Below are 24019 nucleotides of genomic sequence, written 5' to 3'. Positions count from 1 at the left end.
CTGGCTGACTTAAATAAGAATCAGCTAGCAAATCTGGCGATGAAGGCTTAATTTGGTAAAAAATTTATTTTATAGGTTTTTATAGATCCAAAATAGCGGGAGTATATGAAGGTACTCGTGGTATCAGGTTTTCTGGGTGCCGGTAAAACTACTTTCATACAAAGACTGATAAGCCGTTCGACAGAACGGCTTATCGTTCTTGAGAATGAGTTTGGCGGTACTGATGTTGACAGGAAGATAATAGCGAAGGATTCGGGAGCGGAAGTACAGGAGCTGACGGAAGGCTGTGTCTGCTGTACCAAAAGTCCTCAGCTTCATGCTTCGGTGATGACGATAGAAAGTACCGTCAGTCCGGATCTGCTCATAGTTGAGCCTTCAGGCGTCGGTGCTCTCGGTAATGTCATGAGAATTCTAAAGAAAATAGAATACGAAAGGATAACCCTGCTGCCACCCGTAACCATTGTTGATGCGGAAAATTTTCATCAGAATCTGAAGCTTTTTGAAGAGGTTTTTACGGATCAGCTGAAATCATCCGCCAGAATCCTAATATCCAAGCCGGAGAATCCGGATCCACGTCTTTATGAGGATATAAGAAACAGAATAAGGGCGCTGAATCCTTCAGCCTCCGTTTCGGAAAGACATTATTCACTTGAACCTGATTCCTGGTGGCAGAGTCTGCTTAATCCGGCGACCGTTCAGGTTGGAACGGATGCTTCATATGCCGAAAGCAGAAGTCCGGAGCTTGAAACTTTTACGGTTAAAAACTGCAGTGTTGCATCACCGGTAACTCTTTTATGGCTGCTTGAACGTGTTGTCCGCGGTGAGTGCGGTTTCATAGTAAGGGCCAAGGGCATCCTTCCTGCAGGAAAGGACTGGGTGCGCTTTGACGTCGTAAATGGCAGAATTTCCGTGGAGGGAACAGAACCTGTTGCAGGTTATTCAGGCGCCGAGTGTGTATGGATAGGTCGAGGAATAAACAGGGAATTTATCGAAAAATGCATCAATCCTCTAAGGAATGAAGTCAGACCGTTTGATGTCCTTTCAGCTAACCGGCGAAATGGTACGGTGGTCGATTCATAAGATAAATTTGCTCCCCTAAAACATAATCTCTTCTGCCACATTCAGGACAAGGAGCTTTAATCAGGTCTCTGAGGTTTATAGGCAAAATATCACCGATTGTCCTGCCGTGCTTCAAACATACAGTAATACACGAGAAATTCTGAGCCGGTATGGAAGTTTAACTGACCGGAACAATATTCAGGCATGCCATGCACGAATATTACACAAACAATGCACCTGATAAGCGGAAAATTCCAAAGGCTAAACACTTATGGCTAAAGGTTTCCCCAGAGCATCAAAACATAACGCCAAAGAATTGAGATTAGTAGATTTTCTGAAACTCAGAATATTATTTAACTGCTGCCTGGAGACTCCAATGCGTCTGGCTAATTCTGCAGGTTTTACCATTAAATCATACATGGTATTGCGAAGCATGATTTTTAAGGCTGTGTCATAACCGACATCGATAATATAACGGCTTCCGTCATCAACGACCTGCGGTTCAGGAATTCTTTTCTTAAACTCGACCAAACCTTCAATATAGTCATAGATTACAGCTCTTGCCATCATATGGGCTTCTTCCAAATCACGCCCCTGACTTAAGGCTCCTTCCCAACCTTTGCCGTCTATATTGATGATAAAGAATTTATCATCTTTTTCAATTTTTGCTGAATATTTTAAATAGTCTTTTACATTCATTCTTTTTCCTCCACGCCTCATCAGCCTTATGTTATTGATTATACTTCTATTCAGTATAATGTAAAGCATTATATTTACATGTAATACATAATATATACATGTAAATTATTTTAAAATGCTTTAAGAAATTGAAATCGGATGGAATAAACTAAAAAGGCACGAAATGGAGTGACCACCATAAGCAGAACAAATAAAACTCATGCTTATTCTCGGGCTGAATTATTTATCCTCAAATATTTTGGTGTCCTTAAACCATTACGCCTGACGGGAGAGGTCTCCGCTATTTTCAGGATCAAGAGTCAGAAAATCACGGAAGGTGGATATGATGAGGCTTATCGATACGTCCTGGTCTCATAATGAGCAGTGCTGTGGCAGCCGATTCCTTAAACAAGGTTCTGATAAGAGCATTACCTGAACAGGTAATACATTTGATAAATATTCCGTTAGGCAGGTCATTTTTTTGAAATACACGATTATGCTCCGAAAGTAGAATGATAACCGTAGTCCGGATTTATTCCGGCGTATGTTTGGATTTTTGTTTCGAAGGAGTTTATCATGAAAGTTGAAGCTGCGTTTATTTTTGTTGCACCGGAGACTGAAAGTTCCATGCACGGCTGTGATATCAGCACTCCTGTTCTTAATCTTCACGTTGTTGGAGTCGGCAGTTATGCCGAGGGAGCTGAGGTCGCCAAGAAACTTGTTGATCAGGGAGTCGGCGTTATTGAGCTGTGTGCCGGATTCGGTAATGAAGGAACCGCACTCATTGCCAAAGCTGTAGAAGGCAGGGCCAAAGTTGGTTCAGTCAAGTTCGACTGTCATCCGGGCCTTGATTTCAAGAGCGGTGACGAACTGTTTGCGTAATTACAATAGGGGGATGGAATGAAGAACCGGCTAGGAATAGTTAGGTTGAATGACTGTGAGCTTATCAGAGGTCACGGTCAGGCAAAGCTTCCCGAACATACTCATAAGAGCTTTACGCTGGTTCTTATTCTTGACGGAAATCCGGAGATTTCCGTCAATGGACAAAACGTGGAATCGGAGGCTGGGACGGTTGTCATTCTTCCTCCTGACAACTGTATATCAATGAAGTCTGAAAGTACATATGATTACTGGTCACTTTCCGTTCATGACGGCTCATGCAGGAGAATAATGAACCTTATTTCAGAAACTCCGCAGGTTTTTAAGGATTCAGGTTTTATTTTAAGTCTCTTTCTCCGTTTTGAGACTTTTTCCTCACAGACTGATTTCGTGGATACGCTTGCATGTTTTCTTCTTGATAATTTTCCGCAGAACACCGGGACCGTAAAAGATACGGCACGTGTGGCGGAAATGGCAAGAGCTTATATTGAAAAACACATCAGGGACGGAATATCGATTTCCGATGTGGCTTCATTTCTTAACGTTACTACAGGATATCTTTCAAGAGTTTTCAGAAAAAGCCTGCATATTACTCCGAAGCAGTATCTGATACAGTGCCGGCTCAGAGAGGCCAAAAAAGAAATGCTTGATAAGGGCAGTGACGCTGACATTGCCTACGGTACCGGTTTTGCGTCTCAAAGTCATCTCTGTACGGTGTTTAAAAAATACATGGGCATTTCGGTAGGAGACTATGAGAGAATTGTCAGAACCAAAAAAATGTCGTGAGAATTCCTGATAAGGAAAAGACCTGACTGAACGTTCTTATTCCGGGAAAAACTTCCGTGAAGGCATGAAGTAAAAGGGGAAAGACTCTTTGGAGCCTTTCCCTTCATGATTTGACTGGATTTATACAGCCTGATTATCAGCTGTTTTCCTGCAGAAACTTTTCAGCATCAAGAGCCGCCTGGCAGCCTGTTCCCGCAGAGGTTATGGCCTGCCTGTAATGAGAGTCGGCGCAGTCTCCGGCTGCAAATACGCCCGGAATGCTTGTTGCTGTCCTGTATTTAGGATCCGTGCCGGTAATAATTGTTCCCTCATCAGTCTGAACCTGTGTTGCAAAAATTCCGGTATTCGGAATATGACCAATGGCCACGAAAACACCGTTTACGCTGATTTCCTCTTCTCTTCCGTCCTTATATTTTACCCTTACTCCGGAAACTCCCTTCAAATCGCTGCCCAGAATATCTGAAACCACGGCATTGTATACCGGGGTGATTTTACCCTCTGCCACCTTCTGCTGCAGTCTGTCGATAACTGCTTTTTCCGCTCTGAATTCATCACGGCGGTGAACCAGATAAACATTGCTGCATATGTCCGCAAGGTAAAGGGCTTCCGTAAGAGCGGTGTTGCCGCCACCGATTACGGCTACCGGCTGATTTCTGAAAAAGAAGCCGTCACAGGTGGCACAGGCACTGACACCGTTGCCCTTGAATTTTTCTTCAGATTCCAGTCCGAGATACCTTGGATTTGCCCCGGTGGCTATTATCAGGGTGTCTGCCTGATATTCTCCGGCATCACCTTTAAGTTTGAATGGACGGCTGCTTAAATCAGCTTCATGAATTTCATCGCTTATGAACTCGGCTCCGAGAGCTTTTGCATGGTTAATCATCTTTTCCATCAGATCATACCCGGAAATGGATGTTTCTCCCGGCCAGTTCTGAATGTCAGGAGTCTGAATGAGCTGACCTCCTTCAGACATTCCGGTAATGACAACGGGGTTCAGGTTTGCTCTTGCGGCATAGATTGCCGCGGTGCATCCGGCCGGACCGGAGCCGATGATTATGATTTTATTTTTTGACATGAATGTAACTCCTGTTTTGTTCAGTTGCGAAACGAATTCCGGTTAAGTGCTTATTATTGTGGCGGATATCTGTCCGCAGTAATCCGGATTCTGTCTCATGAGCAGTAACCGATAAGACTGTCTTCCGTGTGTTAATTATAGAGATATTCGGACAAAATTACAGCAGGAAAAACCTGACATAATTCTGAAATCTGATTTTTTTACCGGAATGATATAAAAAAACCGGCTGCCTTACGGGATGGCAGCCGGAATGTTCCTGCGTTAGGAAAAACTCTGTGTATTAATCAAGGTATTCAGCTTCTTCCTCTTCTTCCCCCGGAAAATCCGCTTCATCATCTGCATCTTCCTGAGGAGCAGGCATTGGCTTGTAGGCAGGAGCGTTTTTCAGGAAGAGAGCATGGGATACATTGTCGAGTTCAAACCAGGTAACATAACTGTCACCGTTAAGGTCAGCTGAACCGAGTGCGGTAATGAACTGCTTTTCGGAAGCGATATGCTTCTTTTCAGCTTCGATGAAATTTGCGTATTCATTCTTGTCGAGCTTATAGTCCTTATTGGTGTCAAAAGCCTTCAGAACGAACATTGCAGGGCATGGTGCCGGACCGTTCTTTGCGCGTGGACCGAAGTTCCTTCCGTGTTTGCCGTGTCTTACGTTCTTTCTGTCTCCCTTGGCGTATTTATCAGTCTTGCCTGCCTTCTTGGCGTCAGTCTTCTTTGCCTCGTCGGCATCCGTTGCAGGAGCTTCTGGCTTTGGCATGATTACGGCAAGTTCATCAAGGGTAACAAACCCGTTCTTATCCGCATCTGCCTTTTCAAATGTGAGGAGGCCTGATTCATGTTTTGCTGCTTTTTCAGTAAGCTTCTGAGTCATGGCCTTTACTTCAGATGCATTCAGAGCACCGTCTCTGTCGGCATCAAATTCGGCATAAGGGGATGAGAATCCACTATGGTGACCGTGATGATGACCATGGGTTGATGCTGAAGCATAGCCGCATGCAAGAACGGCTGAAACGGTTAAGGCGGCAATTAAAGTCTTTTTCATTTTTCATTGTCCTCTTATAGGTTTATTCTGGTGTTTCCTGAGGATTTACATCAGCTGAAGTTTACGGCTGTATTCCTCTCTGAACATGGTTTTATTATATAAAGTTTCAGAACATAACCTGTGTCAGAATCATGCTATTTTGTGACAAATTGTAACAATGATTAAAGAGTGTCAACGAAGGCATTGAAAGGATGATTCACAACTGATGCGGCAATATCATGAGTTTTATGGGAGCCGTAAAAATCAGATTCACGTGAATGTACTCCAGATTCATTTTTTTATATGCGGTACGGATGAGTGGCTGGTTGTACCATGATGAAACAATACCTAAACAGAAAATACTGAAACAAAAAAGAGGCACAAATGCCTCTTTTGCCTGTATGGTAGTAACCGGTTAAATACTGTATTCGATAGGGTAGGTGTGCTTCATGTTGAAGGTTTCAAAAATAATGTTCCTTATCTTCTGAAAATCCTCTGACGTTCTGTCACGTCCCGGTCCCAGATTTATTGTCAGTACCTTTTTTACCATTCCCGGATTTGGAGTCATCACCACAACCCTGTCAGCCAGATATACGGCCTCATCTATGTCATGGGTTACGAAGATGATGGTTTTTCTTTCCTTTTTCTGAATGGACAGGATGTCATCCTGAAGCTTCATTCTGGTAATGGCGTCAAGAGCACCGAAAGGTTCGTCCATGAAAATAATGTCAGGGTCGGCGGTGAGAGCTCTGGCAATGGCGACTCGCTGCTGCATGCCTCCGGACAGTTGGTGAGGAGAGCTGTCTGCAAAGTTTCCCAGACCGACGAGATCAAGGTATTTCTGAGCTGTCTGTCTTCTTTCGGCTGCCGTGAGTTTTTTGTTTGACTCAAGTGCCAGTTCCACGTTCTTTATGACGTTTCTCCATGGTAGCAGGCCGTAGTTCTGAAATATGGTCACGTTTCTGGTTGAGGGTTTCTTAACTTCCTTTCCGTCAATGGTAATTGAGCCTGATGTAGGAGTGTCAAAACCTGCAATGGCGTTAAGAAGAGTGCTTTTCCCGCAGCCGGAAGGCCCCAGAAGACAGATGAATTCTCCCTTTTCTATGGTCAGGTTTACGTTATTGAGTGCCGTGAACAGTTTACCCTTGTGGGTGAACTGCTTGTTTACGTTGCTGATGTTTATGTACATACCGTTACTCCTTCTGCAGTCCCCATTTCTTAAGAATCTGAGCTTCACCGTATTTGAGTGCGGCGTCAAGCAGCAGACCGATCACGCCGATTACCACGATGTCGGCAGCCAGAATGTCGCATCTCAGGTTGTTGCGTGCATCGATGATAAGATAGCCAAGTCCGGACTGTGTACCGATCATTTCACCGCACACGAGAAATACCCAGGCAGAACCGAGAGCCAGATGAGTTCCCGCCGTTATCTGCGGAAAGATGGCAGGAAATACTATTTTCCAGAATATTTCGATTTTGCCGACACCGAAGTTTTTGGCCACCTTAAGATATATTTCCGGAATGTTCTTCACGCCCACGGCGGTGGATATGAGTACCGGGAAAAAGGCGGCAATAAAGATTGTCACGATTGCCGGCATGTCACCTATGCCGAATGCCAGCACGATGAAAGGCATCCAGGCAATGGGGGATATCGGACGCAGCAGCTGAATTATGGGGTTGGTGAATTTGAACAGAATGTCAAACCAACCGATGATAATTCCGCCTATGACTGCCGAGGTTACAGCCAGAATGAATCCCACGGCAAAGCGTGTCATGCTGGACAGAACATGTTCCCCGAGCGTGCCGTCACCGATGATTTCCAGAAGGGCTCTGAATGCTGATGCCGGAGACGGAAACAGCGCTTCGTTAACACCTGACAGACGGACGGCAAGATCCCATACCGTTATAAAGAGTATGAAGGAGATGACTACGTATGTCAGATTAATTCCTTTTTTATAAAGGTAACGTAATAATCCGTTATTCAACATTTCTCACTATGTCCTCATAAGGTACAGGGTTTTCGGAAAGACCGTACTTTTTAACCTTTTCGGCGAGCTGGTCGTAGTTTTCCTTTTTGATTTCAAGATTGTCATAGGAAATCCACTTGAGGGATACGTCCAGAGTATCGCTGGTGACCTTGAAGTACTTTGAGGCAAGCTCTTTTTCGTGTTCATGATCGTGTTCAAGGTTGAGACCGCCTTCCTTAAGGGCTTTTACAAGACGTGAGGCAAGTTCCGGATATGCACTGAGGAATTTTCCGCTTAAGGCAAAGCCGCAGCAGATTGAGTCAGGCCACAGATCCTTTGAATTGTAGAGAACCTTACCGATGTTGAGTGATACCGCCTTGGCTCCGAAAGGTTCGGCAACGCAGTATCCGGCAATCTGTCCGGTTGCAAGGGCGGAAGGCATTTCAGGAGGGGCCATTTCCACAATGTTAATCTCACTTATGTCCACGTTTTCCCTGGCAAGGGCTTCGTTCAGGAGAATGAAGTGGGATGACTGTCTGTGAGGGATTGCAAAGGTTTTTCCTTTAAGATCCGCCGCACGGCCGATGTCATTTCCAACAACGATAACGTTGCCGTCCCTGTGGGCGAGGGAGGCAAGATATACGTCAACTCCCTGTTCCCTGGCTTTCATTACCAGTTCAACAAGAGCCACAGCCGCGTCAACGTTGCCTGTGTTGAGGGCATCCATGAGTTCAGTCCATGAACCGAACTTCACGAGCTCAATGTTAAGACCGTCCTTTTTCAGCTTTTCAATTTCAGCCGCTTCAAAACCGGCAAGTGAATGGGTTATGGGCAGATAGGCAATCTTGATAACCTTCTGTTCGGCGGATGGGGCAGCTGAATCGACAGCCTTTGCCGGAGTAACTGCAGCCGGTGCGGCAGCCTGAACCTTCTGAGACTGACCGGCGTTACCGTCAGAGGCATCTCCGCAGGCCGTAAGAGACATAAGAAGTGATAGGGCAAGGGTGGCGTATAGGTTCTTTATCTTAATCATACTGTTTCTCCTTATTGTTATTTTTTTAGTTATGTTTTCCGTTGTGTTTTCCGGGGCGTTGCTGCTGCCTCCGGAGCTTTAAAATTTAAAACCTGTAGTGGACTAGCCTTCCGAAGATACTGTTTCAGGTTCCTTTTTTTCCGGCATCAGGATTGAATCCGGAACGAACCACCCGAGGGTTCGTCTTTTTACAATCATGTCATCAACAATCTTTTTACCGACCAGAACAGGATCCGTATTCACGTACATTACTGATTTCAGCTTCTCTCTGGTGCCTTCCTTCAGGAATTCGATAATGTTCTTTGAGCCGTGGATCTGAGCTTCAACGCAGTGATATGAGTTAACGCCCATGAGACGGAATCCAAGTGCGGCATCAACGCCTTTTTCGTTGCTCCATTCCGGAGAAGCAAAACCGAACGGCATTTCATATATGAATTTGCCTGCCGCACCGGCGATACCTCCAAAAATTCCGGAAGATCTTGTATTGTCGATGCATTCACCGACATGCCATACCGGAGGCAGATCCGGCTTCAGGAATTCCCTTAGTCTGTCACCTGCCTTGTCGAAGCCTGACTTCGCACAGTAACCGAGCTTCATCAGCGGGAATGAAGCACATCCGTTGGACAGAATGAGAACATTGTTTTTCAGAAGCACGTCGGCCACGTCGATGATGGCTCTTTCATACACGACCTTGGTGTTGTTACAGCCGACCATGTTGACAATGCCGAGAATCTGACCGCTTTTTAAAGCCTCCAGCAGAGGACCGAAGCTTCCGAATTTTCTGCATACGTACTCAACTGAGAATCCGATTTCCGCTTCAACCTCATAAGGAGGAATGTAGACAGGTATGCCTTTGCGCTGTTCGAAGCTTTCAATGGCTCTGAGTACGATTCTGTCGGCAAGTTTTGCCGCCTCATTTATGTTTGAATGACGGTGGTCAAACTCAAAGCGCTCCGCTCCCGGCAGACGGGCACTTTCGGAGGTGGTAATTACCGCTGTTCTGAAGCAGTGGGCAACATCCATGATTGCCGGATATACGTCCTGTACGTCAGCTACCCAGAGATCAAGGGCTCCCGTACCGAGAACAAGTTCCGCGGATACGGCGTTGGACAGAGGTATTACGCCGGCGTATCTGTACATTGCCGCAAGACCAGAACAGCATATGCCGTAGAATCTTATTCCCAGAGCACCTTTTCCCTTGGCCAGCTTTATCATCTTTTCGCTCTGGCCTGACTTTACAATCTGACTGACGAGAAGCGGCAAATGACCGTGAACCGCAATGTTCACGTAGCCTTTTTTGAGAGCACCGAGATTCACCATGGAGGTGACTCTGTCACCGACACCGAAAAGACAGTCTGTAGCAATGTTGGTGGCAACCACGCCGGTGAATGTAAAGGCAAGACCGCAACGCAGGAACTGCTGCATGATGGATCTCCAGTCACCGTCGATGCCGCATCCTGTCTTATGGTAGGCTTCAAATACCTCGTGGTATGCGCTTATCGGAATGATATCAAGCTCTTCCCATACCTGCTGTCTTTCTTTTGGCGCCAGAGCCCTGATTGTTTTATAGTCATCAGGTACTGCTCTGGACAGATCCTCAAGCAGTGTGTCCGCAAGTTCGGATGCTACCTCATTAACGCTTCTGTTTTCGGTTTCAATGCCGAAGGCTTTGGCAGTACTGAAAACCTTCTGTGCCCCGATTATAGGAACGTCAAGTTTACCTTCAGCAGCCCACTTAAGGTTCAGAATGACTTCGCGGGCATGCATGCCGTGCTGAGCGGCTCCGGCCGCTCCGGCACGTAACAGGTTGCGGGCAACGATAAGGTCTGCATCGGCACCGCAGACGCCTCTGTTTGCTTTAGGCGTAATACGGCAGGGCCCCATGTTGCAGATTTTGCAGCAGATGCCCGCCATGCCGAAGTTACACTGCGGTTTCTGTCTGTCAAAGCGGTCAAACGCGGTGTCAAAGCCGATTTGTTCGGCTCTGAGAATCATGTCCCTTACGGCAGGATCCGGAGTGTTATCGATGACGTCCTGCTTTGAAGGGAAGGTTTTTCTGTATTCATTAACGGCCTTGGTGTAATCCTTTATGAATTCAAGACCGTCATCCTCACTTTCGGTTTCTCCGTGGTGATCGCCTTTAAGGATAACGGTGGGAATACCATGTTCATCAAAGCCTATGATGTTTCTGTGTGAATGAAAATGACTGAGACCTCCGTGGGAATGATCATGTCCGTGATCATGATAATGATCGTGTTCATGTTCATGTTCATGGTCATGCGGATGACTGTGAGCGTGGCCGTGTAATGCGCCGACAGCGGTGTCTTCGACTTCTGCCGTTCTGATTATTCCATTGATTACAGGTGCTTTTGAGGACTCAGACATTATCGTATTCTCCGTGTGTTAGTAACCTTTGCGGTTTAAGCCTTGACTGTAGCGACTCTGGCAGTGATTAATGCCTTCCAGGCAATAACAATGAACCAGACCAGGACGGCAAGTCCCGTAACGGATGCGGTAAGCAGCAGATCGTCCACTACATCCTCTGCCGTCATTGCAAGGGCTTCAGTTCCTTCCTCTTTCAGTTCAGTGTAGAGGTCCACGCTCCACATCAGCATGCTACCGTAGAACATGTAGCAGAGAGCCGAGAAACAGAATCTGCCGTTTCTGTCCTTAATATATCCAATGGTGGAAATAAGGCAGCCAATAAGCATGAAAAGTACAAGTATCATAAAACCCCCTTATTTAGTTTGCGGCTCTGCCGTCAGAAAGACAGTCTGCTGCTTCTGATGTGAAAAAGGATTTAAGACCGGCATAGGCAATATAAGACACGGTTACGAGTACTGCCATCGGTACGCCGACCTGCCACAGCTCTTCTATCATTACTTCCGTGTCCTCAGGTGTCTGCATGGCGGTAATGTACGGAAAGTGGAAGGTTATCTCTCCGTGCCAGACGTGTTCAAGAGCCAGCAGAAGAGAGCCTCCGAAAAGAAGCTTTGAAAGCCCGTTCAAATGCTTTCGGAGGGACTGAACCTTGCGGTTCCGGCTTTTACTGAGTGCAACGGATGTTAGTGTAAGCACAGCGGCTTCAGCGGTTGGAATAAAAAAACAGCACATTTTGGATCCTCGTTCACATTTTTGTATTCTGAAAACAGCACTCAGACAGAATTTTCCAAAAGCGTATTAAAGGTAATCTGCCTGATCAGGTGAATTTGACCTGTGTTCATCGGGGTTTTAAGAATGTCCTAAAAACCTAGCGAGATACTGTGGTATGCATGATACATAATTATCGTTCGGTAATCAATACTAATTTAGTAGGATATTAAAAATAGTTTTCCGGCCTGATATACGTACGACCTCCGTTCTTAAGTGAGGATTTATCAAGAGGTGAGCGTATTCGGTTGAATTGTGCGGAACCGACAGTTTAAACAGGACCGATATGGCTTTAATGAGTAAAAAATCATTGTTTTAAATATAAACAAATAAAAACACTTTATTTGTTATCTTTTAAATATAATGGCGGTGTAAGAATAATTATTCTGCTAATGTAAAAAATAATATGTTCTGGATCATAAAATACTTAGAAAAAATAGTTTGTTTATGTTTTTAAGAAAAATATATATTAGTAATAGGTTTGTTGTAAAAAAAGGGGAGAATAGTTTAAAAATTTGAAGTATTGACATGATTATTAAAAAATTATGTGTTATCTTATAAGGTAACCGTTGAAATTATTATGTTTAAAGGTTTTTTTAATACATTGATTTTTTTGACGGGCAGGAAAGATTCGTAAGAATACTTTTCGTTTGGGGAATGAGCCGGTGACGGCACCCGGTGCGGTAAAAATAAAAGTTAAGATAAATATAATATAAAACAAATAAAAAAATTATAACTGTATCGGCGTTTTTAGTATATAAGAAACTATAAAACAATTATAAAAACACAAGCTTATATTCGTCGTAAATATTTGTGGTAAATGTACAAAACATAACGTTTTGTTTTTGAAAAATATAACAACTCATAATTATGAGTATAAATTTTACGGGGTGATTAGTAAATCTGTTGGGATATTTATGACTGTCGAAAATCCTGGATTCCTGTATAAAATCAGGTAATTACGGATTTGGCCGTACGACGGTTCGGAAATCTGTTACCGTGTTTTTGCGGGAGATTTTCGGGGTCCTAATGCCGGTTATAGTTTTCATGGAGGTAAGCTATTGTGGTCTCTGGTTCAGATAACAAGTTAAAGAACGATGCTTCAGGCGACTGTCGTGATGACAATAGTCAGAAAGCAAAGGAAGTTAAGTCGCTCAATCGAAGTGACAGGCGTGTTGTACGTACTGAAAAAAAGATTCATCAGGTTTTTCTTGAACTGCTGCAGGATAAGACCTACGGTGAAATTACCGTGGGAATGATTCTTGATAAGGCAAAGATAAATCGTTCAACATTTTACAAACACTATATAAATAAGCATGATCTCGCTTCGGAGGTTATGGCCAACTGTCAGGAGTCAATAATTTCATCTCTCCTCGGGGAGGAAAGGCTGTCTCTCGGAAATCTCGGATTCTTCAAGTCTCTTCAGGCGACCCTTACAAAGCACAGAGAACTGCTGAAGCTCGTCAAAAGACTGAACAGCGAGGATCTTGACGTAAGGAAAAGCTTCCATGATTATTTCTACAGAAGCATAAAGAAGCATTACGAAGGGAAGCTTTACGGATCCAGTGATGAAGAACTTGATCTCGGGTCTTATGTTTCAGCGGATATTCTGATATCCGTCCTTATGTATTATCTTGATAAGGGAGATGAGGTTCATCCTGATAACATAATTCGCGTTATCGTAAACATGTATGGTCTGAGAAGCTACTATACACCTGAATAAACAGCTTGAGATCTTACGCGAGTCAGAGACCTGACTGAGCCGGTTCCGTCTTTTCGGACCGGCTTTTTTGTTTGTCCGGATTGTTCCGTTTTTTTCAAACTGACGTCATTAAGTAACCGTTTGCGTTACATAAGTAAGCCGGAATTTGTCCGCATCTCCGTGTACATCCGTGACGTCAGATCCATTTTTCTAAAGTCACGGCTGACAACACGGGAGATTAAGTAAAATTAGTTTTTCTTTATGATAAAATATCATCTGTATTGCTCGGGGAAAAACGACAGATTTTTCTCAAATGTATTAGAAGTTTTTGTCAATGGTTCGTTATGTTTCTGGTAAACGGGCCTTTTATCCCGGCAGATGCCGTTTCCGTCTGACCGTGGTGTTATTTAAGATTAGTGGGAATTTGGGTTTAATTTAGATGAATTGGAAAAAATCCTGGTTTAGATTTCTGGATGATTTTGAAGACTGGAGAAAGCGTCTTAAAAATGAGCGCGGATCACTGTGGATGACTCCTAAGGGCAGAATGGTTATGCTCGGTGCAGTGGTTGTAATAGTTGCCGGCGCCGTATCCATATATCAGCTTAACCGTTATTTTACTCTGAAAAACTACAGGGCTCTTGCCGATCTGGCCGTGCAGAACCGGTTCTACGAGGAGGCTCAGGCCAATTATGAAAAGCTCATTAAGATGGGGGATGTGCCTGCTCTTTATGAGATAGCTTCTCTGTACCTTGAAGGTAAGGGTACTAAAAAGAATACCGTATTAGGCCTGGAATATCTGCGCAAGGCTGCAACTGCCGGATATTCTCCGGCTCAGGTTCGACTCGGCAATCTTTATTATGCCAGCGGAGCCGAGGTAAGCACATGCGTGGGGCATGATTACAAGCAGGCGTATGAATGGTTTATGAAGGCCGGCAATAATCCGGATGCTCTTGATGCCATCGGTGAAATGTATAAGAGAGGTCTTGGCGGTCTTAATGTTGATGAAAGCATGGCGAACAGTTACTTTAACCGCTGGATCGATATATACGTGAGAAGGGCGGAAAAAGGTGATGTGGATGCAATGAGAACACTTGGTGCCTATTTCTCCTCTGGCAGCAAGCTTCCGGTAAACATGGATAAATCCATATACTGGTACGAGGAAGCCTCCAAAAAGCGCGACGTTTCATCAATTGAAGCACTCGCCACTATTTTCAGGGCAAGGAACGATTTTGAAAAATCCAACAGATACTTTTCAATGCTTGAAGGTCTTTACCGCGATATGGCAAAACGTGGTGACAGTAGTGCCATGCTGTCACTGAGTGATATTTACCGTATTGAAAATACCTCCATTTATGATCCTGAAAAGTCCGTTGAATATCTGATCAAAGCCGCCGAGCATAACAATTACGAGGCAAAGCTAATAATGGCTGAGCTTATTGAAGACGGTGTCGTTAATGGTGAAGAGTTCCATACGGATCCGTGGGCACTGCGTTATGAGGCCAGAAAGCTTCGTGAGGAGCAGGCGGAGAACGGAGATATTTCCGCAATGCTGAGCCTGGGATTTGATGCGCTTACGGGGACCCTGATAAGCTCTGATCGTCAGCACCAGATGAAAAAGCCGAAGAAAATCAATTCGAAAAAGGCTATTGAACGAGCTAAAAAGTATGAGGCTGCCAAAGAAGAAGCCGAGATGGTGGTTATTGCAGAGGATAGGCATGTATTAAAGCAGGATGATGAACCTGTCCGTCTTAATTTTCCTGATGACGAGTCAGTGACAGCCGCTGCTCAGGATAACGCTCCGGCAGATGCGTATGATGCCGGCATTTCTGCTGATGAAGCTCAGACCGGAGATACCGTTGCCGTACAGATGCCTGCTCCAGTGTCTGATGATATGACCGATGAACTTGGACTTCCTGTCGATGAGTCGTTTTTGGACGGTTCGGGAGTTATTCTTCCTGATTATGAGGAAGCAATTAAGTGGTTTACAATGGCAGCACAGCACGGAGAGGCCAAGGCTATGTATGAGCTGGGCAGTATTTATAATGACTCCAGTGATTTCTCCAAATACTACAATCCGGATACTGCCGTATACTGGCTGAAGAAGAGTGCCGACCTCTGCTATGAGCCTGCATACATGAGTCTGGGCATGATCTACAATACCAAGGGATTTGCCCGAGAGGATGCCAAGGAAGCTCAGAAGTGGCTCACCAAGGCTGCAATGGAAGGGGATCATGCCGCTCAGAAGCTTCTTGCTGAGTCTTTGGCAAAGGGCGGGATGGGGGCACAGCCTGACATGTTTAACGCACTGATATGGACTTTGGTTCTTAAGTCATACATCGGTACGTTTGATACGGACAGCTGGTATAAGGATGATATTGCAGATATGGAAAAGAATTATTCCTACTTCCTTACTCCGGAGCAGATACAGAAGGCCAGTGCTGAAGCTGACATTCTTAGAAGCAAATACGGTTCGGCCTGGTAAGTAATACCGGAGTTCCCTAGAATTTTAACGGCCGCAATACCATCCGTAACGGATTGCATTGCGGCCGTTGTGTTTTTCCTGTGTTATTACGGAAGACATCTGCAGTGACAAAAGATAAAGAGGCGAATGTCGGTGACATGCGCCTCTTTATTTAAAAGTGGTGACGAATGACTACTTTCCTCTCTGGTATGAGTGGGAGTATACGTCATCAGTGTAGTTGACCCTGAAGGTTTCCGGTTTGCCGTAGTTTGAAGCCTGTCGGGCTCTCTGTACGGATATTCTGCTGCTGTCCACTGCCATGTGACCGACGATGGAGAGGATTATGCCCGCAAATATGCCGGCCCACAGATCCTCAAGACAGAGATACGCCACCCATGCAAGGATCAGTGAGAACAGGGAAATTGAGGAGAAGTAAAGAACATTGTTACGCGGCAGATTGCCCACAAAGGAGCCGGTCTGACCGTTCATTGCAAAGTAATACTCCTTACCTTCCCATTTGGTGGTAAGCATCCAGATAGGGTACAGCACTGACTGAGCCGTAATGTCCTTTGTTTTAATATTGTCTGATTCAAAGGTCACTCTGCTGTAATCTCTTGATGCTTCCTTCTGCAGTGAGTTTATCAGGGACATTGCTGCGCGTTCGCTTGCCTTGTCGGCTCCCTCATCACAGCTTTCGTCGTAGACATGAGACTCAAATCCTGACAGATATTCCGTCTCAAACGGAATGGCATCATTGAATACGAACGGTTCCAGTGATTCAGTCATGGCATCGTCGAAACTCTTGCTGCAGTCTTCGGGAATTGCTTCAAAATTCATGGTTCCGCCACGGGTAACTTTGTAAACACTTACATTTTTACCCTGATCCAGTTCAGCCTTGAATATGGCACAGCCCTCGGCTTTCATGTCATAAATCCAGAAGGGAATGTAGTAGCCTTTTATACGTTCAAAGGTGTTTTCTCTCTTGAATTTTCCGGGTACGAACGGCTTGAATTTGAGATGCTCCTCGTAGGCCTTCCGCAGTCGGTTTTTTTCAACCTTGAACGGAACAACAAGATCCGGTACGTGATTGCCAGTGAGTTTGTCGTAAAAGATAACGTTGTTACCACAGTAAGGACAAATGGTTGATATCACGGTAGGTTCAAGCTTAATCTCACCTCCGCACTGTTTACATGCATAGGTGTCGTATTTACAGTTCTCATCATCACCGGGGGCCAGATGTCTTACAATTGGTTCCGCAGGTTCGTTAAAGTGATTCTTACGGACGAAATCTCCGTCCTTGTTGAATTTTTTTGCGCCTTTGGTAGCGGCGACGTCATCTACAAGAAATTCGCTGTCACAATACTGACACTTTAATTTGTGCGTTCTTATGTCGAAATCCATGGCGCCGCCACAGGCAGGACATTTATAGTTTACGGATTCTGCCATTTTGTTTTATTGAACAATGTCTTTATCGTCTACAGGATCACCGCATTCAGGACAGAACTTAGGTGGGTTTGCAGGGTTTTCGAACATATGACCGCACTTGTCGCATCTGTAGAGAGGTGCTCCCTCAGGCTTCTTTTTACCGCATTCACTGCAGAATTTGCCCTGGTTCAATGCGCCGCATGAGCAGGTCCATCCTTGAGGTTCAGGCTTTTTTTGACCGCACTGGCTGCAGAATTTGCCCTGGTTAACTGTACCGCAGGTACACTTCCAGCTGTTTAAACCAGCACCTGCCACTGCACCGGCTGCGGCAGTCTGAGTCTGAGCTGCGTTAGGATTAACCCTGAAAAGATCCGTAGCAGTGGCTCCGCCAAGTCCCTGAGCCATGCCCATGCCCATGAAGCCCGCCATGGCTCCGTTGGCATTCTGGGCTGCGGCTCGCATTGCGTCTGCCTGAGCTGCTGCCAGCTGAGCAGCTGCCATATTAGGATCCCTCATTACGGCACCCATCTGGATCTTCTTGATCATGTCGGCGTCTTCTTCAGGAAGACTTACGGAGTTCATGGAGATTGAAATGATGCTTATGCCTCTGAGTTCAGCCCATTTAGGTGTAAGAACAGTGTTCATTTCCTCACTGAGCTTGTCAGTGTGGGATGGAATTGCGTTAGGTCTGATTCTGGCTTCTGAAAGTTTTGCGAAAGCCGGGTTCAGTGCAGCCACGAATTCTGATTTGAGTACTGAACGGATCTGCTCAGTCTTATATTCATCGGTGTTACCGCAGACATTTGAATAGAATGCTATCGGGTTTGTGATCTTAAATGTGAACAGACCGTTGCAGCGTACTGAAACATCGACGTCGATGCCGGTGTTGGTATCCACGATACGGAACGGAATAGGTGTTGCGGTTCCGAACTTGTTGTCCATTACTTCCTTGATGTTAAAGTAGTAGACACGCTGATCCCTGCCGGTGTCACCGCCATACTTGAAACGTTGCCACATGGTGTTCATTACGTCTTTAAGGTTTGACCAACTGAGTCCGCCGGCAAAAATTGACGGTTCCTTTGATTTGTCGTATACGAAAACTCCGGGTTCAGCAGTGAGCTCGGTAACCACACCCTGGTCAACAACTATCGCACACTGACCGTCAGCAACCATAATTGCCGAGCCCTGGGTAATGATGTTGTCGTGACCGCTGGTGTTTGAACTTCTGCCACTGGTCTGCTTATAACCTCTGGTAAAAAGAACGTCATTACTTAAGGAATCGCATCTGAAGAATTCCTTCCACTGGTCAGCAAGAGTACCGCCGATGGCGCCTGCCGCTGCTTTTATTAAACCCATAACTTTTCTCCTAAACATCAGGGGTAAATAAATTTTATTGCCTTTGCCGCTGGCTGACGGATTCGTTCCGTCTGACACGCCGGCCGTTTATAATTGTATATTCAGAAGTACGCCGTTACAATTAATTTAGGAATACTTTGAGAGAAATCAGACAAAATGATCCATGTGACTGAGCATTCCTTTTCTTCTCGTATAGGAAACTTCGCCACTATCTGCCGAAAATCATGCCTAAAGGCTGACGATTTACCGGGGACTAAGCCTTACTGTGCGTAATTGTGACCGATAATGCCTTTCCTGAACCTGATTTTCGCATCGTTTAAAAGAATCTTAAGCTCAAGTCGGTCAGATACTCTTTTGCCGATCAGCAGATTGAATCTTCTGTGGATTCTGAGCATTAGCCCCTGCCACAGAAGTACGGGAAGAGGCCGACTGTCGTTAATGTTCAGAATGTTGGAACCCAATGGTGTAAAGAAGTCCCCGGTCTTTAATTTTTCTTTCATGTCTCTGTTAGCTTCCGCACACGCCAAAGCCCGATCTTCATTATCCAGCTGTTCTGACATAACTTTGAGACGTTCCTCATAAATAAGTACGATAAATTCCCTGTCCTTCTCTGCCTGATTTTCTCTGGAGATTACATAATCCAAGACATGCTGGGATACCCTGAGATCTTCCATTCTGCAAGGATTTTTCGTACCTGCCATTTTGGTGCGCGACATTATGGAATCCGGCCTCAGAAGATAATGGTAGAGCTCTTTATTCACATAAAAGATTGAATCGGCATTGAGTGCGTAAAGATACCACAGCAGGCAGTCATCGTAAAGATACCACAGCAGGCAGTCATCGTGGACTTTTACTGGACGATAATAAGGCAGGATTTTTTCCACGATATCCCTGCGCATTATTTTGTTCCAGATGACAACGTTGGTTTGCATGATTCTTTTGTTGTCGAGCTTATGCATCCCGGAACGGTTTGAACTGTAGTATTGGGTAAAATTTCGGAGTTCTTTTTCCTTTTTGCTGAGTTCTTCAGCATACTCCAATCTTGCATCGCAGCAGGCAATGTCAGCTCCGCTTTCCGTTATGGCCTTGTACATGACTTCGCACATGTCAGGAGCGTACCAGTCGTCAGCATCGCAGAACATGATGTATTCTCCGGAAGTGGCGCAGATTCCCATTCTTCTGGCGTTCTGCTGACTTGGAATGTCTGAGGTGAGTACTTTGATTCGGGCATCTGAGGATGCATATTTTTTAAGAATATCCAACGTGCCGTCTGTTGAGGCATTTTCCACTGCAACTATATCTATGTCGTGAAAAGTCTGTCCAATCAGACTTTCCAGACATTTTGACAGAAATTTTTCAACGTTGTGACAAGGTACGATGACTGATATCTTTGACATAGCCTGTTCCGATAAAATTTAATAAAAATAATACGTGAACAAGATATTAATTTAATTGTTTCGGATCAATTTCAAGTGGAGAAATACTTTGATAAAAGTGATCTCTGTCACTTTTAACGGCAGCTCTCATGCAATGGGCGTTATAAGGAAAATCTCCGGCTCATACTGTTACGGTATGAACCGTTCAGGTTCTTTCTGTGAAAATTATGGTGTGACGGCATAAAAATCAGAAACTTGCCTGCGTACCTGAATTATGTTTGCAGCAGGCCTTTCTGTACTTTATTTTAAGCTCATTTAAAATAATTTTACGTTTAAGATTGTCTGATACTTTAGTACGCCGTTACAATTAATTTAGGAATACTTTGAGATAAATCAGACAAAATGACTCAGGTGACGGAGCACTCTTTTCCGTTTCGGAGAAGGGATTCCGTCATTACTGACCGGAAATTCGGTTCTGCGGTCAGCGATCTACCAGGCTGATAAGCTTTACAGTGCGTTATTATGACAGATAATGCCCTTTTTGAACCTGATTTTCATGTCGTTTAAAAGAATCTTTAACTTAAGTCGGTCAGAGACTCTTTTGCCGATCAGCTGATTGAATCTTCTGTGGGTTCTGAGCATAAGCTTCTGCCAGACAAGATGCGGCAGCTGGCGGTCGTCGTCAATGTTCAGAATCCGGGAACCTACAGGAAAAAAGAATGCATGGACACGCATTTTTTCGTGGATTCTCTTGTTTATTAAATCGCATATCTTATTTTTTTCTTCACTATCCAGCATTTCGGATATTACCAGTGCCTGTTCTTCATAAATGCGAATGAGCAGTTCGGTTTCCTTTTTGGTCGGATGTCCACGGTTGACTACATAGTCCATTACATCATTGGCTATTTTGATCGTGTCCATTTTATTCGGATTCTTTGTGCCGGTCATTTTTACATTGGACATGATGGAATGCGGTCTCACTAAATAGTGGTACAGTTGCCTGTCTACATAGTAGATCGAATTGGCATTAAAGGCGTACAGATACCAGAACAGACAGTCCTCATGAACCTTAATCGGCGGATAAAACGGAAGAATTTTTTCTACGATGTCCCTGCGCATTATTTTGTTCCAGAGCACTACGTTGGTTCGCATAATCCTGCGGTTGTCGAGCCTGTATTTTCCTGTCTTGTTGAGGTTGTAGTAAGCGACTGAATTACGCAGCCGCTTCTCTTCTTCGCTGAGGTCTTCCGCATATTCAAACTTTGCGTTGCAGCAGGCAACATCTGCTCCGCTTTCCGTTATGGCTTTATACATGACTTCGCACATGTCCGGGGAGAACCAGTCATCGGAGTCGCAGAACATGAAATATTCTCCGGAAGCAGCCTTTATGCCCTTGTTTCTGGCTTCCTGTATGCTTGGAATGTCTGAGATCAGTACCATGATTCTGGGGTCTTTAGCAGCATACTGCCTGAGTATTTCCAAAGTGCCATCCGTTGAGCAGTTCTCCACGGCAACAATGTCAATGTCGCAAAATGTCTGTCCAATCAGGCTTTCCAGACATTTTGGCAGAAATTTTTCTACGTTGTGACAAGGTACGATAACTGATATTTTAGACATGTTTTATTCCCAGACTTATTATTATTTTCTCTGCCAATATTTTTTTTAATTTCAGCTGCGGGAGCTACTGATTCAGTGACTGAAATCTTCAAGATAGGAATGATATATGTATTGTAATTCTAATGTCAATGTATAAAGCGTAAAAATCATTCGTATGGTATAATTTCTCTAAGATAGAACCGTAATGTGCTTTAATGGACACATCACTGTGTGACGCTCCTGTGATAAGACAGGATGTTTAAGGATGGAATCAATTATGGACAATGATGTAAACGAATTTAATTCCAGGGACGGCATTACCGCTGATGAACAGGAAAAGCTTCTTTCTGAAGTGAATGATCTTCTTGCTTCAGTTAAGGTTAAGGAGGCAAACGGGGACCGTTTCCCACTTGAGCTTCTTCCGGCAATTGCCAAAAATCCCGATAATTTCAAGCTTCTTACCAGAATTCCGTACACTAGATTCGGTATAGGCACCAAGTCCATAAAGCTGCATGAACCTGGCGGGGATGAAAAGTCCATGGTCATTCTCGACACTGAAACCACCGGACTGGATCCTCATACCTCAAAAATAATCGAGCTGGCCATGGTGAAGGTGAAATATTCCCCGGCCCTCGGACTGGTCACCTCAATAGAAGCGGTCTATGATGAACTTGAGGATCCGTATGAGCAGCTTGCCCCTGAGGTTGTCCGCATAACCGGCATAACCAATGATGACGTGGCCGGTAAGAAGATTGACGAAGGTGCGGTATGTGCTCTTCTGGCGGATAATCCGCTGATTGTGGCTCATAATGCAGCCTTTGACAGAAACATGTTTGAAAAGCGCTTTGCTCATCTGTCCAGTCTGTGCAATCTGCCGTGGGGATGTACGCTAAGCGAAATAAAGTGGAGCTCGCTTGACGACCGTATCTCTTCAGTAAAGCAGGAGGCCATAGCCTCTGCAACCGGATATTTCTACGATGCCCATAGGGCGTCCACGGACTGTCTGGCACTGCTGTGGCTGCTTAATAATGTTCAAGGGGCTCTTACAGCGCTTTTAAACAGTGTTGATTCACTTACTTATACCATTAGGGCACTGGGAGCTCCGTTTGAATGCAGAACCGCACTTAAGAACAGCGGCTATGCATGGTACGATTCATCAAGAAACAGAAATCAGTCACCGTGGTGGGTGAGTTGCGACAAGTACTGGTACAAGACGGTAAGGTCCGCAGAAGATTATCAGAGGGAGATTGAGTTTCTGACAGAGCTTTACCATCCGATGATTACTCCTGAAAATCAGGGAGTGTTCAGTATGGCGTCATCAGCCTATACCAGATACAAATAGCAGTACGTTCGGTTCCGGTTTACCCGGTAAGGAGCAGGCTTATGGCATATGAGTATAACCATTTTCCCCTGGAGCTTATTCCTGAGATAGTTGCCCATCCCGAGGATTACAGGGTACTGAGCCGTGTTCCCTATACGGAGTATGCTGACGGTTCTCATTTCCCGCTTGTATTCAGAGAGACTCCCGAGCCCGCCCAGTCCTTTGTTTTTCTGGAAATGATTACTACCGGAACCAGAAGACACGATTCCATTCTGGAGCTGGTGCTGGTAAAGTGCTCATTTCTTCCTGACAGCGGAGAGATAGTCAGCATCGACAGAATGGTTCACCGTTATGAGGCCCCGCGTTATCAGATACCGTCATATGTATCAAAAGCCACCGGCATAACGAACGAAAGCGTCAGCGGTCAGTCTTTCGATTATCGTGAGATTGAGTCGCTTATGCGTGATGATCCGATAATTGTCTCAACCAGGGGACTTAGGGCCCGTGAGTTCTTTGAAAGAAGGTTCAGTTCACTGAGGGGATTCCGCTGGGTTAATTCCGTGTATGACGTCAGATGGGAAAATATTGATGACAGACTTTCCACCGGAAGTCCTCTGCAGATAAGCTGTGAGAGGCTGGGATTCTTTTTCCGTAATAACCGCATTGTCGAAACCGCACTGGTTAATCTGTGGCTTTTCAGTTACTTAAAGGGCTCTGTGCAGGAGCTTATAAGAGCCTCATCCAGAGTCGAGTATCTGGTGTGGGCATATACAGCGAGATTTGAAGTGAAGGAGGAACTGAAATTCAGTGGCTATCAGTGGAACCGGGAGCGTAAGTGCTGGTACAAGCATGTTTATACTGACGAGGAGGTCAGGGCTGAGACAGAATATCTAAGGGAGAAATGTTCAACACCTGATGCCGTGAAGGTGGAGGTGCTGGACAGTCGAAAGGGGTTAACAACTGCTTGACTAAATCTATAAATAGTTTATAATACATTTAAAATAGTTATAGGTTTATTTGTGATGAATAAGATTGTTTCAATTGGACAGGCTGCTAAATTGCTTGGTGTTCATGTTCAGACTTTACGTAACTGGGAAAAATCAGGGAAGCTAAAGCCTGACAGTATATCTCCCG

General features: G+C 44.9%; 21 protein-coding genes. 8 read left to right on the top strand and 13 right to left on the bottom strand.

What is annotated here, in order from left to right:
• Window positions 1–105 precede the first annotated feature (105 nt).
• The gene (locus QZU58_RS07250; RefSeq protein ID WP_294495861.1) at window positions 106–1080 is read left to right on the top strand and encodes a GTP-binding protein; all 975 of its coding nucleotides are present in this window, start codon (window positions 106–108) and stop codon (window positions 1078–1080) included.
• Window positions 1081–1320: 240 nt separating this feature from the next.
• On the opposite strand, the gene QZU58_RS07245 is transcribed toward QZU58_RS07250, so the two are convergent.
• Window positions 1321–1758 (bottom strand): type II toxin-antitoxin system HicB family antitoxin, encoded by a 438-nt coding sequence (locus QZU58_RS07245; protein WP_294495860.1) that lies wholly within the window; start codon window positions 1756–1758, stop codon window positions 1321–1323.
• 555 nt (window positions 1759–2313) lie between these two features.
• On the opposite strand from QZU58_RS07245, the gene QZU58_RS07240 reads away from it, so the two are divergent.
• Both QZU58_RS07240 and QZU58_RS07235 read left to right on the top strand, forming a co-directional pair.
• Window positions 2314–2619, top strand: a complete 306-nt coding sequence (locus tag QZU58_RS07240; RefSeq protein WP_294495859.1) for a DUF6506 family protein — start codon at window positions 2314–2316, stop codon at window positions 2617–2619.
• An 18-nt stretch (window positions 2620–2637) separates the two neighbouring features.
• Complete coding sequence (locus QZU58_RS07235) at window positions 2638–3402, top strand: AraC family transcriptional regulator (RefSeq protein ID WP_294495858.1); 765 nt, start codon at window positions 2638–2640, stop codon at window positions 3400–3402.
• Window positions 3403–3538: 136 nt separating this feature from the next.
• Here QZU58_RS07235 and trxB read toward each other — a convergent pair whose 3' ends face one another.
• The 8 genes from trxB to QZU58_RS07195 form a co-directional block, all read right to left on the bottom strand.
• On the bottom strand, window positions 3539–4477 hold the full coding sequence (trxB, locus tag QZU58_RS07230) for a thioredoxin-disulfide reductase (RefSeq protein WP_294495857.1): 939 nt from the start codon (window positions 4475–4477) through the stop codon (window positions 3539–3541).
• A 280-nt stretch (window positions 4478–4757) separates the two neighbouring features.
• A complete protein-coding gene (locus tag QZU58_RS07225) occupies window positions 4758–5519 on the bottom strand; it encodes a hypothetical protein (protein ID WP_294459922.1) in 762 nt (253 codons plus the stop codon).
• A 394-nt stretch (window positions 5520–5913) separates the two neighbouring features.
• On the bottom strand, window positions 5914–6687 hold the full coding sequence (locus QZU58_RS07220) for an ABC transporter ATP-binding protein (protein WP_294459924.1): 774 nt from the start codon (window positions 6685–6687) through the stop codon (window positions 5914–5916).
• 4 nt (window positions 6688–6691) lie between these two features.
• Window positions 6692–7486, bottom strand: a complete 795-nt coding sequence (locus tag QZU58_RS07215) for an ABC transporter permease (RefSeq protein WP_294459926.1) — start codon at window positions 7484–7486, stop codon at window positions 6692–6694.
• Complete coding sequence (locus QZU58_RS07210; RefSeq protein ID WP_294495856.1) at window positions 7476–8498, bottom strand: ABC transporter substrate-binding protein; 1023 nt, start codon at window positions 8496–8498, stop codon at window positions 7476–7478. Before QZU58_RS07210 ends, QZU58_RS07215 begins: the two co-directional genes overlap by 11 nt.
• Before the next feature lie 102 nt (window positions 8499–8600).
• Complete coding sequence (locus QZU58_RS07205; protein ID WP_294495855.1) at window positions 8601–10883, bottom strand: carbon monoxide dehydrogenase; 2283 nt, start codon at window positions 10881–10883, stop codon at window positions 8601–8603.
• Window positions 10884–10918: 35 nt separating this feature from the next.
• Window positions 10919–11227: a hypothetical protein gene (locus tag QZU58_RS07200; RefSeq protein ID WP_294495854.1), complete on the bottom strand. Its 309-nt coding sequence runs from the start codon at window positions 11225–11227 to the stop codon at window positions 10919–10921.
• A 13-nt stretch (window positions 11228–11240) separates the two neighbouring features.
• Window positions 11241–11612 (bottom strand): hypothetical protein, encoded by a 372-nt coding sequence (locus QZU58_RS07195; protein WP_294459935.1) that lies wholly within the window; start codon window positions 11610–11612, stop codon window positions 11241–11243.
• Window positions 11613–12711: 1099 nt separating this feature from the next.
• On the opposite strand from QZU58_RS07195, the gene QZU58_RS07190 reads away from it, so the two are divergent.
• Complete coding sequence (locus QZU58_RS07190) at window positions 12712–13371, top strand: TetR family transcriptional regulator (RefSeq protein ID WP_294459936.1); 660 nt, start codon at window positions 12712–12714, stop codon at window positions 13369–13371.
• 418 nt (window positions 13372–13789) lie between these two features.
• Window positions 13790–15832, top strand: coding sequence for a hypothetical protein (locus tag QZU58_RS07185; protein WP_294495853.1), 2043 nt, complete (start codon window positions 13790–13792; stop codon window positions 15830–15832).
• Window positions 15833–16003: 171 nt separating this feature from the next.
• On the opposite strand, the gene QZU58_RS07180 is transcribed toward QZU58_RS07185, so the two are convergent.
• From QZU58_RS07180 to QZU58_RS07165, 4 genes are all read right to left on the bottom strand, one after another.
• On the bottom strand, window positions 16004–17257 hold the full coding sequence (locus tag QZU58_RS07180; protein WP_294495852.1) for a hypothetical protein: 1254 nt from the start codon (window positions 17255–17257) through the stop codon (window positions 16004–16006).
• A gap of 6 nt (window positions 17258–17263) precedes the next feature.
• Entirely contained in the window at window positions 17264–18592 is a 1329-nt protein-coding gene (locus QZU58_RS07175) for an SPFH domain-containing protein (protein WP_294495851.1), read from the bottom strand.
• 260 nt (window positions 18593–18852) lie between these two features.
• A complete protein-coding gene (locus QZU58_RS07170; RefSeq protein WP_294495850.1) occupies window positions 18853–19989 on the bottom strand; it encodes a glycosyltransferase family 2 protein in 1137 nt (378 codons plus the stop codon).
• A gap of 486 nt (window positions 19990–20475) precedes the next feature.
• Window positions 20476–21585, bottom strand: coding sequence for a glycosyltransferase (locus QZU58_RS07165; RefSeq protein WP_294459948.1), 1110 nt, complete (start codon window positions 21583–21585; stop codon window positions 20476–20478).
• A gap of 256 nt (window positions 21586–21841) precedes the next feature.
• Here QZU58_RS07165 and QZU58_RS07160 point away from each other — a divergent pair, with 256 nt between their 5' ends.
• From QZU58_RS07160 to QZU58_RS07150, 3 genes are all read left to right on the top strand, one after another.
• The gene (locus QZU58_RS07160) at window positions 21842–22906 is read left to right on the top strand and encodes a 3'-5' exonuclease (RefSeq protein ID WP_294495849.1); all 1065 of its coding nucleotides are present in this window, start codon (window positions 21842–21844) and stop codon (window positions 22904–22906) included.
• A gap of 41 nt (window positions 22907–22947) precedes the next feature.
• Entirely contained in the window at window positions 22948–23853 is a 906-nt protein-coding gene (locus QZU58_RS07155; protein WP_294495848.1) for a hypothetical protein, read from the top strand.
• Window positions 23854–23907: 54 nt separating this feature from the next.
• On the top strand, window positions 23908–24019 hold a 112-nt coding region (locus QZU58_RS07150), incomplete at its 3' end, for a MerR family DNA-binding transcriptional regulator (RefSeq protein ID WP_294463022.1).

It is taken from the genome of uncultured Ruminobacter sp. (genome assembly GCA_902764345.1).
Classification (GTDB): Bacteria; Pseudomonadota; Gammaproteobacteria; order Enterobacterales; family Succinivibrionaceae; genus Ruminobacter.
This window is presented reverse-complemented; position numbering and strand designations above follow the sequence as displayed.